Source organism: Limosilactobacillus mucosae (assembly GCF_013423865.1).
GTDB lineage: Bacteria > Bacillota > Bacilli > Lactobacillales > Lactobacillaceae > Limosilactobacillus > Limosilactobacillus mucosae.
Map to the genome: position 1 here is coordinate 519,402 of NZ_CP058954.1, position 16,675 is coordinate 536,076.

Consider the following 16,675-nt stretch of genomic DNA (forward strand, 5'->3'; position numbering starts at 1 on the left):
GATGCTGGAAGTGCAAGAACTTAAAAAGAGCTTTGGTGGGCGTCAGATTTTAGACGGCGTTGACTTAACGGTTAAAGATGGTGAGATTTTGTGCATCGTTGGTCCATCCGGTGCAGGTAAAACAACGCTTTTGCGCTGCATTACTGGTTTAGAGGCAGCCGACAGCGGTAAGTTTTTGATTGATGGTCGTCCTTTTGATCCACAGGGAACGGATCGCTCTGACAGTGTGATCGGAGTTGTTTTCCAAGACTTTAACCTTTTCCCTAATCTGACGGTTCTTGAAAACGTTACGCTGGCACCAACGCTGGTCTTGAAAAAAGCAAAAGCCGCCGCCCAGCAGGATGCCGAAAATCTCTTAAAGGAACTGGGTTTGGATGGTAAAGGCGATTTGTATCCATATCAGCTTTCTGGTGGTCAAAAACAGCGTGTGGCAATTGCGCGGGCACTGGCGATGAAGCCTAAGATCCTTTGCTACGATGAGCCAACCTCTGCTCTTGATCCTAATCTGCGTGATGAGGTTGCCAAGCTGATTTTGGGCTTAAAAAAAGACGGTATGACGCAGCTGGTGGTTACGCATGATATGGAGTTTGCTCAAAAAGTCGCTGACGATATTCTGCAGGTTAAAGCTTTGGATCAGCAATAGTAATGGGGGCCGGAAAATTGAAGAAGTTCAAATATTGGTTGCTGCTGTTGATTTTGCCGGTTATGCTGTTGAGTGGCTGTCAAAACGTTACCCAGCGTGCTGATACGCAAGACACCTGGAAACAGATTCAGCGGCGGGGCAAGGTTGTGATTGGTCTGGATGACAGTTTCGTGCCAATGGGCTTTCGGGAAAAAAATGGCAAGCTGGTTGGCTATGATATTGATCTGGCTAAAGCAGTCTTTAAACAATATGGCATTAAGGTTGATTTTCAAACGATCGATTGGTCAATGAAAGAAACCGAATTAAAAAATGGTACTATTGATTTGTTATGGAACGGATATTCAGTAACTTCGCAACGAGCTAAAAAAGTTGCTTTCAGTCGTGTTTACCTGCTTAACAAACAAGTGCTGGTTACCAAGAAAAAAGATCACATCAATAATTTCAACGATATGGCGGGGAAGAGTTTAGGCGTCCAAAATGGCTCAACGGGAGCAATGGCTTTAGACGAGTATCCTAAACTGTTAAAAGATAAGATCAAGAATCACAAGGCCGTGCTTTATGATACCTTCCCTGATGCATTTATCGATTTGAATGCGGGGCGGATTCAAGGCATTTTAATGGATGAGGTCTATGCGGACTACTACATTAAGCACCAAAAAGACAGCTCGGCCTATCGAGTCTACTCAGATCCGCAGATGCCGCAAGACTATTTTGCCGTTGGGATGCGCAAGGGTGACAAGACCTTGCAAAAGAAGGTTAACGAAGGTTTGGCTAGACTCCAGAAAAACGGCGAGCTGCGGCAAATCAATAAGAAGTGGTTTGGCGTCAGCAGCAATTATCTGGGACCAGTAAAAAAATAAAATTAACCAACGAGGGCGCGACTTAACGGGCCCTCGTTTGTAATTTATGGGCGAATCAAGTAATATGGAATATTGTATCTATCAGTAAGAATGAACTATGACAATCAAAAACATTAATCGATTTTGGAAATGAGGGTAATATGGTGGATTTTAATCTGCAGCAGGGCGTTAGACTGCATGTTGAGCCAACGTCGCGGTTTCACGTTAATCGAATTCTGATCAACTTTGCAACGCCACAGACGGCAGATAATTCGGCAGCACGCAATCTGTTGGCCAATCTTTTGGAAACCAGTACGGCAGCATATCCAACGCAGACAGCATTTGCCAAGGCCTTGAATCATCTATACGGCGCCGATGCCAGTGCCAGCGTCAGTCGCATTGGCTATGCACATACGCTGCGGGTACGGGCTGAGGCAGTTGACGATCGCTTTGCTCAGCCAGGTATTTTTGCCAGTCTGGTGGATATCTTGTATCAGATGATCTTTCGTCCTTTAATAACGGATGGCGCTTTTGATGCAGCAACCTTTAAGACCCAGCGGCAAAACGTTGCCAATGAGCTGGCTTCCATTAAAGAAAACAAACAGTACTACGCTGCCTGGCAATTGGACCGTCTTTATTATGACCAAAGCTCTTTGATGCGGATTCCCAGCTATGGTCGGCTGGAGGATCTGGACAAGCTAACGCCGGCATCTTTGGTTGAGACCTATTATGATATGCTGGCTCATGACCAGATTGACATTTTTGTCTATGGCAATGTGGATCCGCAGGCGGTACTTGATCTTTTCAGACAGTGGCCGTTATCACCGCGTCAGTCGCCACTGCCTAACGACATCTATTATCGTCAGCCGTTTCATCATCGCGTTCGTGAGCTGAGTGAGCGCCAAGACGTTAATCAGGCCAAACTGAACCTGGCTTATCACTTTCCGGTTTTCTATCGTGATGAAAACTACTATGCTGCTTTGGTCATGAATGGAATCTTAGGCGGCACGCCATATTCCAAGTTATTTGCCAACGTGCGGGAAAAAGCCAGCCTAGCTTACTATGCATCCAGTCAGCTGCGTTTGTTCAGCAGTCATCTGGCAATTCAGACGGGGATCGATGCCAAAAACTATCACCAGGCGCGACAATTAATAGAGGCTCAGGTCAAGGCAGTTCAGCAGGGTGATTTTAGCGAAACGGTCATGCAGGAAGTCAAAGATGCCTTGATCAACCAGTATCAGACTGGTCTGGATGCTCCTGGCGGCATTGTTGAGCATTGGCTGGTTGACTGTATGAGTAATCGGCTGCCAGCAGAAAACGTTATTGAATCACTGCAGCAGGTGACTAAAGAGCAGGTTGCCAATTTGGCTAAAAAGCTTCAGCTGCAGGCAGTCTATTTTTTGGATGGTGAGAAATAATGCAGCAATTCAAATATTCGGAATTCAATCAAAACGTGTACCAAAAGCAGCTGGATAATGGTCTTTTGGTAACGATGCTGCCAATGGAAGGCTTTCATAAGACCTATGCTGTTTTGTCAACTGAATTTGGCTCAATTGATAATACATTCGTGCCTGATCAAAAAAATGAGCTGTTGACGGTTCCGGATGGCGTGGCGCACTTTTTAGAGCATAAAATGTTTGAAAAGGCCGATCATGACGCGTTTGACCTATTTGGCAAGCTGGGAGCCGATGCCAATGCTTTTACCAGCTTTACGCAGACGCGCTATCTGTTTTCAACGACTTCTCACCTCCACGAAAACCTAGATGTACTGCTGGATTTTGTTCAGGATCCATACTTTACTGAACAAACCGTCGCTAAGGAAAAGGGAATCATTGGTCAAGAAATCACCATGTATAATGATGATCCCAGTTGGCGTTTATATCTTGGGATGCTGGGCAACCTGTATCCTAATGACCCGATGCATATTGACATTGCCGGCACCCAGGAATCGATTCAAAAGATTACGGCACCAATTCTTTACGATGCCTATCGTACCTTTTATCAACCAGCCAATATGAATCTGTTTGTTGCTGGACGACTTGATGTTGAGCAGGTTCTAGCGTGGGTTGAGCAAAATCAGGCAGTCAAGCATTTTGATGCGCCTAAGCTGCCTAAGCGAACCGCGGTAATCAGCGATCCGACCGCCAACGACGTCATTCCGTTTCGTACATTGACGATGGCAGTTGAGCGGCCTAAGGTAATGGTCGGACTGCGCGGCATTCAAAGTTTTGAAAACGGTAAGGAACGGCTGCTTTATAAATGGCGGATCAATCTTTTGCTGGCAATGCTGTTTGATGAGACGTCAGCCAACTTTTTACGTTTGTATGATACTGGTGTTATAGACGATTCTTTTAATTATAATTTTGAGATTCAGCGCGGCTTTCATTTGGCAACCTTCAGCACGGATACTGATCAAATGGAGCAGTTTGCCGATGCCATGATTCAGATTCTAAAAGAGGCGCCTGAACAGCTGGCAACAGTGAAAAATCAGTTTGAAGACGTAAAGCACGCGATGCTGGGCCGCTTGATCAATCAGCTGGACTCACCGGAAAACATTGCAATGCTGTACGGTGGCAGCTATTTTGATCATGCAACGCTGCTGGATGAAATTGAGATTTTGCGCAGTATTGATTATGATGAGCTGGCAATTGCCATTGATCAATTCGTCAAACCAGAGCGGCTCTCGGTCTATCAAATCGTACCGCCAACGAAATAAGCGTTTCTTAAAATTTGCCGTCGCGATAGTATGCTATACTATTTTAGGTTATGGACTAATTTAAAATTTAAAAGAACGAGGATTAGGTATGAGTGAAAACGAAGAAAAACGACCAGAAGTTGGTAAAAAGCTTCATGATGCTCGGGTAGCCAAGGGATATACCTTAGATGACCTGCAGCAGGCGACCAAGATTCAAAAACGCTATTTGATTGCCATCGAAGACGAAAAGTTTGATGAGCTGCCTGGCGATTTTTATGTTCGGGCATTTGTCAAACAGTATGCTGATACGGTTGGTCTGGACGGCGAGGATCTGTTAAAGGAATACGATGACGATCTGCCTAAAGCCAAGACTGATGAATATTCGGAACATATTGCTCAAGCCGTTGAGACGCGGGCAACTTCCAAACGCAAGCTTACCAAGGTTAACGATGCCAGAAAGTATCTGCCAACGGTGATTGCGATTGTCATCGTCGTTATTGTTCTGGCGGCAATTTGGCTGACGGCAATCGTTAGAGGTCATCGTGATTCTTCGACCAAGATTGACAACAGCTCAGTCAAGGTTTCAGGTGAATCAAGCAAGAAGTCTTCCAGCTCAAGCAAAAAGAAGTCATCGTCCAGCTCAAAGAAGACGTCTGACAGCATCAAACTGACGGCTTCAACGCGGACCAGCAGTGCGGTTACGTTTACCGGTGATGCCTTAACCAAGGACACGACCTTGACGATCAAGACTTCTGGACAAGCCTGGAATGCAGTAACGGTTGATAACTCACAGCGTTTAAGCAAGACGATGAGCGCCAACCAAACGGAAAAAATCAATATTGCCAAGAACGCCCAAACGATCGTCTTGACGCTTGGCAATGCCAGCGCTACTACAGTCAAGCTTGGCAACACCACGGTTGATCTGACGCAGAACAACACTTATCCAAACACGCGGACGGTTACGATTAAGCTTGGCAATACTACGCAATCGTCTTCAGCTTCTTCAACTTCTTCATCTGCCGTGACGACCAGTACTTCGCAAAGCACGTCTTCAACTGCTGGGTCAGGTACGACGTCTGGGGTTGCGTCAACCTCATCAACGCAGACGAGCGTATCCAGTACGCGTTAATTTAGTGAAATAGGGGGAAGTTTCGTTGAATTTACCAAATAAATTAACCATCGTTAGGCTGATCATTATTCCATTTTTCCTGATCTTAATGGTAGTGCCATTTGATTGGGGCAGCGTTACGTTTTGGGGTGCTACGATTCCAGTTGCCGAACTGATTGCGGCGATCCTGTTTATTGCGGCCACGATTACTGATAATCTGGATGGTCGAATTGCGCGTCGTGACCATTTAGTAACCAATTTCGGTAAGTTTGCCGATCCATTGGCTGATAAGCTGTTGGTAATGACGGCTTTTATCGTCTTGACGGGTCAAGGGGTCGTACCTTCCTGGGTGACTGCTATTATTATTTGGCGTGAGCTTTCGGTAACGGGCCTGCGTCTATTGCTGGTAGAACAAAATGGAACGGTGCTGGCTGCCAAGATGCCGGGCAAGATTAAGACGACGACTCAATTTATCGCCATTATTTTCTTGCTTTTGCACAATGTGATTTTTGCAATCTGGAATATTCCATTTGGTCAGATTATGCTGTACATTTGCCTGTTCTTTACGGTCTACTCAGGAATCGACTACTTTGTTAAGGGTCGTGGCGTTTTTGCGGATGGATTTAAATAAAATTGGCTAAATTAAAGTAAGTTCTTAGAGCCACTGCGCTTTAGAACTTGCTTTTTTTGCTTTTTTTAATGCATAAGCCGATAATCGGCATATATTAAGTTGAGGGGGATGCTTATGGAAGCAGAAATTATCTCAATTGGAACTGAAATCGTTTTAGGACAGATTGTCAATACCAATGCCCGTTTCTTAGCTGATCAGCTGCGGCGGCTGGATATTGATGCTCACTGGCAGACAACGACTGATGATGATCCAACGCGGATTCAGGCAGCCATCAGTCAGGCACAGACACGTGCTCAGCTGATCTTTGTCTGTGGCGGCTTGGGACCAACGCTGGATGATCAGACCATGGCAAGCACGGCTGCGGCAATTGGCGTTGAATTGGCTTTGGATGATGAGCAGTGGCAAAAGATTCAAGCCGATTTTGTGATCAGAAAAACCAAAATGACGCCAGAAAACATTAAAATGGCCTATTATCTAAAAGGCGGTCAGATCTTGGCTAATCCTACCGGAATGGCTGATGGTGCCTACTTGAACCATCAAGGGCACACCTATGTCGTTTTGCCCGGGCCACCGCGTGAATTCAAGCCGATGGTAACCCAGAGCCTCTTGCCGCTTTTAAAACAGCAGTTTGGCAATGATAAAGCCATTTTCAGTCATAATCTGCATTTTTTAGGACTCCCAGAATCGCAGCTGATGGATGAGATTGAGCAGGTATTAGATGAAGCCAAACTTGATGACGTCTTGGCAACCTCATACGTTCAGCCTGGTGAGATTCAAGTTCGTCTAACCATTCATGACGCAATGCAGGCTCAAGCAGAAAAAAAGCTGGCTGCTGCTGAACAAGCCATTTTCAAGCGTGTTGGCCGATATTGTTTTGGAATTGGCGAACACGTCACCTTGGCTGAACAAGTCGTTAAGCTGCTGCGAGAGCATCAATGGACGATTACTGGTGCGGAAAGTCTGACGGGCGGTATGTTTCAAAGTACGATCTGCAGCGTTCCAGGCGCATCGAAAGTCTTTAATGGTGGGTTTGTAACGTATGCCGCGCAGACAAAAGAACAGCTGTTGGGCGTTCCTAAAGCCGTAATCGACCAATATGGCGTCGTCAGTGCTCAAACTGCCAAAGCAATGGCCGAGGGATGTCAAAAGAAACTGAATGCCGATGTTGGCGTCTCATTTACTGGGGTCGCCGGCCCAGATGATTTAGAAGGTCAGCCTGCTGGAACGGTTTGGATCGGGATTGCAATCAAGGGGCAGCCAACTCAGACCAGCCAGCTGCATCTCTCGCAAAAAATGGCAACGCGCCAATGGATTCGCCAACGCAGCGTTCAGATGGGACTGTTGTTTACCTATTGGGCTTTGCAAAATAAAACGAACTAACGTTCACTTTTTGCTTGTCTTTTACCCATGATTACTGATAAGATAGTTACAGACAACTTCGGAAATAAGGAGGAAAACATTTTGGCTGATCAACGACAGGCAGCGCTGGAAAATGCACTGCGTAAAATCGAAAAAAACTTCGGCAAAGGCTCCATCATGCGAATGGGTGACGCAGCTGATACCAAGATTGCGACGGTTTCCAGTGGCTCGCTGGCAATTGATGAAGCACTGGGGGTAGGCGGTTATCCGCGTGGCCGAATTATTGAAATGTATGGACCAGAAAGTTCCGGTAAAACAACGGTGGCCCTGCATGCTGTTGCTGAAGTTCAGAAGCGTGGCGGGACGGCAGCCTATATTGATGCTGAAAATGCATTAGACCCACAATACGCACAGGCATTAGGGGTTAATGTCAAGGACCTGTTGCTCTCTCAGCCAGATACCGGTGAAGAAGGCTTGGAAATTGCTGATGCCTTGATTGCTAGCGGCGCGGTTGATATCGTGATCGTTGACTCAGTAGCGGCATTGGTTCCGCGTGCTGAAATTGAGGGTGAGATGGGTGATACTCACGTTGGTCTGCAGGCACGTCTGATGTCGCAGGCACTGCGCAAGCTTTCTGGTGAAATCAATAAAACTAAGACGATTGCCATTTTTATCAACCAGATTCGGGAAAAGGTCGGGGTTATGTTTGGTAATCCGGAAACGACGCCAGGTGGCCGAGCACTGAAATTCTATTCCACGATTCGAATGGAAATCCGTCGTGGTGAACAGTTGAAAGACGGGACTGAGGTTATTGGTAACCGTGCCAAAATCAAAGTCGTTAAGAACAAGGTTGCACCGCCATTCAGAAAAGCAGAAGTCGATATCATGTATGGTCAAGGGATTTCTAAGACTGGTGAAGTCCTGGATATGGCTGTTGAAAAAGACTTGGTTAAAAAGAGTGGTGCCTGGTATTCATATGGCAACGAACGAATTGGTCAGGGACGTGAAAATGCCAAGAAGTGGCTGGATGAACATCCTGAAGCAATGGCCGAGCTGACTAACAAAGTTCGAGTTGCCTATGGTATGGAGCCGGATGCTTCATTGACAACAGCAGCTGATGGCGAAAATGAGACTGCCAAAAACAAAAAACCACAGCAGGAAAGTCTTGACGTGGCAACGGAAACTGACGATAAGTAAGCAATAAAACTCAAATTCGGCCGCAGCTGGATTTGAGTTTTTATTTAGTTATCTTAATGTCACAGAAGCTACATTGAGATTTGTTTAACTTGAATTATTGACACTATTCATAAGCACGATTAAAATTACTTTGTGTGCAGATTTTCATTTGTTCACTATTAATTAATTGTTAATTCAACCAACAACATAAAATAGTTGATGCGGAGGTGAAACGATGAGTGCTTTCGGCTTGTTTATCGCCGCGCTCGCTATGGTTGTCGGTATTATTGTCGGCTATGTAATTCGAAAAGTCTCTTATGAGAAACAAATTGCACAGGCGCACAATAGCGCCGAGGGAATTATCGCTGCTGCGAAAAAAGATGCTGCGACGGCCAAAAAAGAGGCTATTTTAGAGGCCAAAGAAGAAAGTCACAGATATCGGGAAAGTGTGGAGCAAGAGCTTAAAAAGCGTCGCGATGAGGTTCAGCGTCAAGAAGACCGGATGCTGCAGCGCGAAACCACCCTTGATCGCAAGGATAATGCCCTTGAAAAAAGAGAAAATGCAGTCAGTTCCCGCGAACATAAACTGGATCAAAGGAACGAGCAGATTCAAAAAAGTCAACAACAAGTAACGCAATTGATTGAACAGCGTCAGGCTGAACTGGAAAAAGTAGCTCAGATGTCGCATGAAGATGCCAAAGAACTGTTGTTAAAACAGCTCCAGAATGAGTTGAAGACGGAACGCGAGGTTATGATCCGCGAAAGTGAGCAGACTGCTGAACTGGCAGCTGACAGAAAGGCTAAGCAGCTGATTGTTGAAGCAATTCAACGCAGTGCTGCTGACACGGTTTCAGAAGCGACCGTTTCCGTTGTCGCCCTGCCTAATGACGATATGAAAGGTCGAATTATTGGGCGTGAAGGACGTAACATTCGAACTTTGGAAACTTTAACCGGGATTGATCTGATTATCGACGACACGCCACAAGCGGTCGTTTTGAGTGGTTTTGATCCGGTGCGGCGTGAAATTGCTAAAATGGCTTTGGAACGCTTAATCCAAGATGGTCGAATTCATCCTGCCAAGATCGAAGAAGCAGTTGAAAAAGCTCGCCGAGATATGGATGCTCAGCTGCGTGAGACTGGCGAACAGACCGTATTTGATCTGGGACTGCATGCGATGCATCCTGATCTGATCAAAACGATTGGTCGGATGAAATATCGGACCAGCTATGGCCAAAATGTTTTGGACCATTCAATTGAGGTTGCCAAGCTGGCAGGTATTATGGCTGCCGAGCTTGGTGAAGACGTTACCCTAGCGAAACGCGCTGGTTTATTACATGATATCGGCAAGGCCGTCGATCATGAGGTTGATGGCTCACATGTCGAATTGGGGGTCGAGCTGACTCGCAAGTACAAAGAAAATCCAGTTGTGATTAATACGATTGCCTCTCACCACGGCGACGTACCGGCCGAATCAGTCATTGCCGTATTGGTTCAGGCGGCTGATGCAGTTTCAGGTGCGCGTCCAGGTGCTAGAAGCGAGTCGCTTGAGCAATACATTCAACGACTCAAAAAATTAGAAGAGATTGCCAACCGCAATCCGGGCGTTGATCACAGCTATGCTATTCAAGCCGGGCGGGAGGTTCGCGTTATTGTCAAGCCAGACAAGATTACGGACTTGCAGGCCACGGCTTTGGCACATGATATTAAGCGGGAGATCGAAGGACAGCTGGAATATCCTGGCCATATCAAGGTTACGGTTATTCGTGAAGTACGCGCCGTCGATTATGCTAAATAGTAAAAATAGGGATTGGAGAAGCGGTTCTTCAGTCCCTGTTTTGCGTTTTTGATTCAAATTCATGTAAAATAAAGAAATTAATATAAATGGAGCAGGTGAAAATTTTTGGCTAAAAAGCTTACGCCAATGATGGCACAATATCAACAAGTTAAAGATCAATATCCAGATGCTTTTTTGTTCTATCGATTGGGTGATTTTTATGAGCTGTTTAATGATGATGCCGTCAAGGGTGCCCAGATCCTCGAATTGACGCTGACGACACGCAATCACAGTGCTGCCAACCCAATTCCAATGTGCGGCGTTCCGCATAAGGCTGTTGATGGCTATGTTGACATTCTGATCGATAAGGGATACAAGGTTGCTATCTGCGAACAGATGGAAGATCCTAAAAAAGCCAAGGGAATGGTTAAGCGTGCCGTTACGCGCTTGATTACCCCAGGAACGCAGATGGATCAAAGCGGTGATGCGGCCCGCAATAACAACTATTTAGCTGCTTTGAATCAGCAGGGCTCAACGTTTGAGCTGGCCTATGCAGATCTGGCAACCGGTGAATTAAAGACTACCACGCTGAAAGGAAAAAACGCGGCTTTAAACGAGCTGATCAACCTGCAGACCAAAGAAATCGTCGCTGATGACTCGCTGTCTTCTGAAATAGAACAGCAGCTGACCAAACGCAACATTTTACTATCCAAACAGTCTGAAATTTTAAAAAATGCCGAAGTCAGCTACCTGACGCAAGACCTCGAACGACCTGGCGAAAAACAGGTGGTTGCGCAGCTTGTCTCATATCTGCTGACAACGCAGAAACGCTCGCTTGACCATCTGCAAAAGGCGATCTCTTATCAGCCGAGCTCCTATATGAAAATCGATCATTATTCCAAGACCAATCTGGAATTAACGACCAATATGCGCAGCGGCAAGCGCCAGGGAACGTTGGTATGGCTCTTGGATGAAACGAAAACGGCAATGGGCAGTCGGCTGCTAAAACGCTGGCTGGATCGCCCTTTGATTGATGCTGAACAGATTGAGCAGCGGCAGGATAAGGTTCAGGTACTGTTGGACAACTATTTTGAAAGAAGCAATCTGCAGCAGGAACTGACCCAAGTATACGATCTGGAGCGCCTGGCTGGCCGGGTTGCATATGGCAGCGTAAATGGCCGCGACTTGATTCAGTTAAAGACATCGCTTCTGCAGGTGCCAAAAATCAAGTATATTTTAGAAACGCTTGACGCGCCGGTTTTTGATGATCTGGCAGCCAAACTGGATCCCTTGTCTGATATTGCCGACTTGATTGAACGCTCGATTGCTGAAGAACCGCCAATCTCGGTTACTGACGGCGGCGTGATCAAGACAGGGTACAACGACCAGCTTGATCAGTACCGTGACGCGATGAATAATGGCAAGCAGTGGATTGCACAGCTGCAGGCCAAAGAACGCGAAGCAACCGGCATCAGCAACCTTAAGATTGGCTATAATCATGTTTTTGGCTACTATATTGAAGTTACTAAGGCCAATTTAAGCAAGCTGCCGACTGAACGTTACGAACGCAAGCAGACACTGACGAATGCCGAGCGCTTCAGCACGCCAGAACTAAAAGCCAAGGAAGCCTTGATTTTAGGCGCGCAGGAGAAATCAACTGCTTTGGAGTACGATCTGTTTGTAGGCGTGCGCGAAACCGTCAAGCAGGCAATCAATCGGTTGCAGTCACTGGCGAAGGCCTTGTCAGAGCTGGATGTCTTGCAGAGTTTTGCAGTGGTCAGCGAAGACTATCATTTTGTACGGCCACAGATGAACCAAGCGCACCGTCTGGAAATCAAAAACGGCCGGCATCCAGTGGTTGAAAAGGTAATGGGCTACCAGAAGTACGTGCCAAATGACGTTTTGATGGATCCGCAGACATCGATTCTTTTGATCACAGGTCCCAACATGTCAGGTAAAAGTACCTATATGCGGCAACTGGCTCTAACAGCAGTTATGGCGCAGATGGGCTGCTTTGTACCAGCTGATCAGGCGAACCTGCCGATTTTTGATCAGATTTTTACGCGAATTGGCGCTGCTGATGACTTGATTGCTGGTGAAAGTACGTTTATGGTCGAAATGATGGAAGCTAACAATGCACTGCAGCATGCTACGGCTAACAGTCTGATTTTGTTTGACGAGATCGGACGAGGCACGGCAACCTATGACGGCATGGCACTGGCACAGGCAATTATTGAGTACGTTCATGATCATGTCGGCGCTAAGACACTGTTTTCCACGCACTATCATGAACTGACCGATCTGGAGCAGACGCTTAAGCACCTGCATAACGTTCATGTCGGCGCAACTGAAGAAAACGGCGAGCTTGTCTTTTTGCATAAAATTGAGGATGGTCCGGCTGATAAGTCTTATGGGATTCATGTTGCCAAACTGGCGGGAATGCCGGCAGATCTGTTGAAACGGGCTGCTCAAATTCTCAATCAGTTGGAAAGTCAAGATGAGATCAAATTGACCGCACCAGCTGAAAAAATCGCTGCGCCGGCTGCTTCATCATCAGTTGCGGTACCAGATGCTGATGAGCCAACGCCACTTGCCGCCGAACCAGATGGGCAGCTGGAACTGTTTGCTCCAGTACCAAAAACTGTCAAGTCTGCATCAGGTCCAGAAGCAAAAGTGATCAGTCAGCTTAAGAATCTAAATTTAATGGGAATGACGCCAATGGAAATCATGAACCAGGTCTACGAATGGCAGACAAAACTGGCAAAACAAAAGTGAGCTGAGCATTCATGGGAAAAATTCATCAACTAAGCAGCGTTTTGGCCAATCAGATTGCGGCTGGTGAGGTAATTGAACGTCCCTCATCAATCGTAAAGGAACTGGTAGAAAACGCTTTGGACGCGCACAGTCATCGAATTGACGTCGTGGTAACTGAAGCTGGGTTAGGCAGTATTCGCGTGATCGATGACGGTGACGGAATTGCCAGAAGCGACGTTCCAATGGCCTTTAAGCGGCACGCAACCAGCAAGATCGAATCAGCGCGCGATCTGTTTCGCGTCCAGACGATGGGGTTTCGTGGGGAAGCGCTGCCTAGTATTGCCTCAGTTGCTGATGTAATCATGACAACGGCAACAAAAGGACAAGAAGGGACGGCCTATCATATTCGCGGTGGCGTGGAGAAGTCGCTTAAACCGGCAATTGCGCGGCAAGGAACGGATATTTTAGTGACGGAGCTGTTTTATAATACCCCGGCGCGGCTAAAGTATTTGAAGTCACCTAAAACCGAGCTGAGTCATCTGGTTGATATCGTCAATCGTTTGGCTTTGGCTAATCCTGATGTTGCAATCTCGTTTACTCATGACGGGCGAGAAATGTTTCGCTCAGCAGGCAATGGCAGATTGCAGCAGGTCATTGCCGCTATCGATGGCGTTAACGTTGGGCGCGGGATGATTCCAGTCCAAGGGGAAAATCCAGATTTTAGAATTTCTGGCTATATCTCGCGACCAGAACTGACGCGTGCCCAAAGAAGCCATATCACGCTGACGATCAATCATCGCTATGTGCGCAGCTATGCATTGACTAAGGCGATTATTGCCGGCTATCAGTCAAAGCTGATGGTCGGACGGTTTCCGCTTGCCGTTATTAATATCGATCTGGATCCGGTCTTGGTTGATGTCAATGTGCATCCAGCCAAGCGTGAGGTTCGCCTAAGCAAGGAAGATCAGTTGGCCAGTCTTTTGGAACAGGCTGTCTATCATAGTCTGGCTAATCAGAATCTGATTCCGGACGCTGGCTCACAGGCACGGCAGCTAAAAGATAAGCAAAAAGCTCAAGCAGCGCATTTTGCTGAAGCCGTACCTGCCTACCAGACGGCTGATGAAAAAGCACCAACTCAAGCTACGCCGCCGACGGTTACCGCAGCTGAAGATGATGAGCATCAGGCTGCTGCACCGGTTGTCATCAAAGAGCGTGAGGATCTGACCCGGCCTGCAATGGCTGCTTTTGACCAGCGCTATCAAAATGAGTCGCAGGTACCACCATTTGAGCAGCCGATTTCGATCAGTCAGCCAACAAAAGCAGACGTAAAGACTGAAGAAATGGCGCTGGATATTGACGATGCAGGCGATCAGGAAAACCAGCGCTTCCCTGATCTGCAGTATCTAGCGCAGTATCATGGCACCTTTTTGCTGGCTCAGGCTTCAGATGGTCTTTATCTGGTTGATCAGCATGCTGCCCAAGAACGAATCAACTTTGAGCGCTTTCGGCATGAAATCGGCGAGGTTGGTCATGATCAGCAGGCTTTTTTGACGCCCTTGGTCTTAAGCTTTTCGACAGCCGAGGCATTAAAGATCAGTGAGCATCTCGATATTCTTAAAGGGGTGGGCTTGCATCTGGAGCCGTTTGGACAGAACAGTTTTGTCCTTTCTGAGCATCCCACTTGGTTTGTTGAAGGACAAGAAGAGGCAACGGCCAAAGAAATGATTGATTGGGTATTGAGCGACACAGAACTGAGCGTGGCGCATTTTCGTTTGAAAACGGCAATGATGATGAGCTGCAAGCGTGCGATCAAGGCTAATCATCATTTGGATAATCAGCAGGCTAAGGCGCTGTTGGAAAGGCTGGCCCAGTGTCAAAATCCGTTTAATTGTCCACATGGCCGCCCAGTTACGATTCGCTTTACTGATACTGATCTAGAGAAGCTTTTTAAACGGATTCAGGATCATCACCAAGCCTATTCGCGCGATTTTGATGCCCATTCATTCTAGATGGCGAACGTTTGTGTGGTATAATGAAAAACAACAGTTAAAAAGTGAGGAATAAAAATTGTTTGAATATCTTACTGGGGCAATTGTTGATACAGCGCCAACCTACATCGTAATCGACGTCAATGGCGTAGGCTATCGGCTGGCCTGTGCCAATCCGTTTCGTTGGCAGGTCAATCCCAGCGATAAGGTCAAGGTTTATGTATATCAAGCCGTTAGAGAGGATGCGATTACTCTGTATGGCTTTGTCAGTGCAGAAGAAAAGCAGCTTTTTATGCAGCTGATCAACGTATCGGGAATCGGTCCCAAAAGCGCCTTGGCAATTCTGGCCAATCCGGATCACCAGGGCTTGATTGACGCGATTGCCAATGACAACGTCGGCTACTTGACCAAGTTTCCTGGGATTGGCAAGAAAACGGCTGGCCAAATCGTCTTGGATCTGCATGACAAGATTGATCAGCTGCGTGCCAATGAGCCGCTGGATTTCAACGTGCCAGCCAGCGATATCGAGATGACGACTGAATTAAGGGATGCCTTGGCTGCTTTAACGGCACTGGGCTATCCGGAACGGTCGGTGAAAAAAGTACAAAAAGCGCTTAGCAAAGAATCGGCAATGTCGACTGATGATTATCTGCGGCAGGGACTGCGCTTGCTGAGCTAAGAGAGGAGGAACCTTTTTGGACGATGATCAGCACTTGATGTCGGCACAGGTTGAAAACGAAGCTGAAAGTGCCGGTGAAACCAGTCTGCGGCCGCAATGGCTGGCTGACTATATTGGCCAGGAACAGATCAAAAGAAAGCTTTCTGTTTATATTCAAGCTGCCCGCAGTCGTGAAGAAGCGCTGGACCACGTGCTGTTATATGGACCGCCGGGATTAGGGAAAACCACGCTGGCAATGGTGATTGCTCATGAGATGAACGTTGGCATCAAGACGACCAGCGGACCAGCTATTGAAAAGCCGGGTGATCTGGTTGCAATGCTAAATGAGCTTCATCCAGGCGATGTCTTGTTTATCGATGAGATCCATCGGCTGCCGAAAACGGTTGAGGAAATGCTCTACTCAGCAATGGAAGACTATTTTATCGATATTGTCGTTGGTGAAGGACCAACCGCGCATCCGATTCATTTTCCGCTGCCGCCGTTTACTCTGATTGGCGCAACGACACGAGCAGGAGTCTTATCGGCGCCTTTGCGAGATCGTTTCGGCATTATTGAGCATATGGCATATTACAGTCAGGCAGAATTGGAAAAGATTATTTTTCGATCGGCCAAGATTTTTGCCATGCCGATTGAACCAACTGGTGCCCGTGAGTTGGCAATGCGTTCAAGAGGTACGCCACGGATTGCCAACCGACTTTTGAAACGGGTGCGTGACTTTGCCCAGGTTGCAGGCTGCGATGCCATTGATGCAGTCACCGTTAACAAGGCACTCAAGCTGCTACAGGTTGATGAGCGTGGCTTAGACGAGATTGACCGCCGCATTCTGCATACGATGATTGACTACTATCATGGCGGCCCAGTAGGCTTAAAAACGATTGCGGCCAACGTTGGCGAAGAGATGGGGACGATTGAGGAGATGTATGAGCCATATCTGCTGCAGATCGGCTTCATTGCCCGCACGCCAAGAGGACGGGTTGCAACGCCAGCCGCCTACCGTCATTTAGGGGTCGCTTTGCCCAGTGATTAGAA

At 47.0% G+C, this 16,675-nt stretch carries 13 protein-coding genes; all 13 read left to right on the forward strand.

Annotated elements, in window-relative coordinates:
* Position 1 precedes the first annotated feature (1 nt).
* Positions 2-643 carry an amino acid ABC transporter ATP-binding protein gene (locus tag H0G69_RS02365; protein ID WP_033934428.1) on the forward strand — a complete coding sequence of 214 codons (642 nt, stop codon included), beginning with the start codon at positions 2-4 and terminating at the stop codon, positions 641-643.
* 17 nt (positions 644-660) lie between these two features.
* Complete coding sequence (locus H0G69_RS02370) at positions 661-1,503, forward strand: amino acid ABC transporter substrate-binding protein (RefSeq protein ID WP_033934429.1); 843 nt, start codon at positions 661-663, stop codon at positions 1,501-1,503.
* 140 nt (positions 1,504-1,643) lie between these two features.
* A complete protein-coding gene (gene yfmF, locus H0G69_RS02375) occupies positions 1,644-2,900 on the forward strand; it encodes an EF-P 5-aminopentanol modification-associated protein YfmF (RefSeq protein ID WP_180305099.1) in 1,257 nt (418 codons plus the stop codon).
* Complete coding sequence (yfmH, locus tag H0G69_RS02380) at positions 2,900-4,198, forward strand: EF-P 5-aminopentanol modification-associated protein YfmH (RefSeq protein WP_006500245.1); 1,299 nt, start codon at positions 2,900-2,902, stop codon at positions 4,196-4,198. Before yfmF ends, yfmH begins: the two co-directional genes overlap by 1 nt.
* An 88-nt stretch (positions 4,199-4,286) precedes the next feature.
* Positions 4,287-5,306 carry a helix-turn-helix domain-containing protein gene (locus H0G69_RS02385; protein ID WP_006500244.1) on the forward strand — a complete coding sequence of 340 codons (1,020 nt, stop codon included), beginning with the start codon at positions 4,287-4,289 and terminating at the stop codon, positions 5,304-5,306.
* Positions 5,307-5,331: 25 nt separating this feature from the next.
* Positions 5,332-5,916, forward strand: a complete 585-nt coding sequence (gene pgsA, locus H0G69_RS02390) for a CDP-diacylglycerol--glycerol-3-phosphate 3-phosphatidyltransferase (protein WP_033934431.1) — start codon at positions 5,332-5,334, stop codon at positions 5,914-5,916.
* A 114-nt stretch (positions 5,917-6,030) separates the two neighbouring features.
* Positions 6,031-7,296 (forward strand): competence/damage-inducible protein A, encoded by a 1,266-nt coding sequence (locus H0G69_RS02395; RefSeq protein ID WP_128513064.1) that lies wholly within the window; start codon positions 6,031-6,033, stop codon positions 7,294-7,296.
* Between the two features lie 81 nt (positions 7,297-7,377).
* Positions 7,378-8,472 (forward strand): recombinase RecA, encoded by a 1,095-nt coding sequence (gene recA, locus H0G69_RS02400; protein WP_039945923.1) that lies wholly within the window; start codon positions 7,378-7,380, stop codon positions 8,470-8,472.
* 214 nt (positions 8,473-8,686) lie between these two features.
* Entirely contained in the window at positions 8,687-10,246 is a 1,560-nt protein-coding gene (gene rny, locus H0G69_RS02405) for a ribonuclease Y (RefSeq protein WP_039945921.1), read from the forward strand.
* Positions 10,247-10,351: 105 nt separating this feature from the next.
* A complete protein-coding gene (gene mutS / locus H0G69_RS02410) occupies positions 10,352-13,000 on the forward strand; it encodes a DNA mismatch repair protein MutS (RefSeq protein WP_006500239.1) in 2,649 nt (882 codons plus the stop codon).
* 11 nt (positions 13,001-13,011) lie between these two features.
* The gene (mutL, locus tag H0G69_RS02415; protein ID WP_180305100.1) at positions 13,012-14,988 is read left to right on the forward strand and encodes a DNA mismatch repair endonuclease MutL; all 1,977 of its coding nucleotides are present in this window, start codon (positions 13,012-13,014) and stop codon (positions 14,986-14,988) included.
* A gap of 58 nt (positions 14,989-15,046) precedes the next feature.
* Positions 15,047-15,646 carry a Holliday junction branch migration protein RuvA gene (gene ruvA / locus H0G69_RS02420; RefSeq protein WP_180305101.1) on the forward strand — a complete coding sequence of 200 codons (600 nt, stop codon included), beginning with the start codon at positions 15,047-15,049 and terminating at the stop codon, positions 15,644-15,646.
* Between the two features lie 37 nt (positions 15,647-15,683).
* Entirely contained in the window at positions 15,684-16,673 is a 990-nt protein-coding gene (ruvB, locus tag H0G69_RS02425; RefSeq protein ID WP_412176174.1) for a Holliday junction branch migration DNA helicase RuvB, read from the forward strand.
* The last annotated feature ends 2 nt before the right edge of the window (positions 16,674-16,675 follow it).

What these genes read in the sequence shown, in the direction of transcription:
- H0G69_RS02365 (WP_033934428.1), top strand. Translation starts at nt 2, where the DNA reads ATGCTGGAAGTGCAAGAACTTAAAAAGAGCTTTGGTGGGCGTCAGATT.
- yfmF (WP_180305099.1), top strand. Translation starts at nt 1,644, where the DNA reads ATGGTGGATTTTAATCTGCAGCAGGGCGTTAGACTGCATGTTGAGCCA.
- yfmH (WP_006500245.1), top strand. Translation starts at nt 2,900, where the DNA reads ATGCAGCAATTCAAATATTCGGAATTCAATCAAAACGTGTACCAAAAG.
- H0G69_RS02385 (WP_006500244.1), top strand. Translation starts at nt 4,287, where the DNA reads ATGAGTGAAAACGAAGAAAAACGACCAGAAGTTGGTAAAAAGCTTCAT.
- H0G69_RS02395 (WP_128513064.1), top strand. Translation starts at nt 6,031, where the DNA reads ATGGAAGCAGAAATTATCTCAATTGGAACTGAAATCGTTTTAGGACAG.
- rny (WP_039945921.1), top strand. Translation starts at nt 8,687, where the DNA reads ATGAGTGCTTTCGGCTTGTTTATCGCCGCGCTCGCTATGGTTGTCGGT.
- mutL (WP_180305100.1), top strand. Translation starts at nt 13,012, where the DNA reads ATGGGAAAAATTCATCAACTAAGCAGCGTTTTGGCCAATCAGATTGCG.
- ruvB (WP_412176174.1), top strand. Translation starts at nt 15,684, where the DNA reads ATGTCGGCACAGGTTGAAAACGAAGCTGAAAGTGCCGGTGAAACCAGT.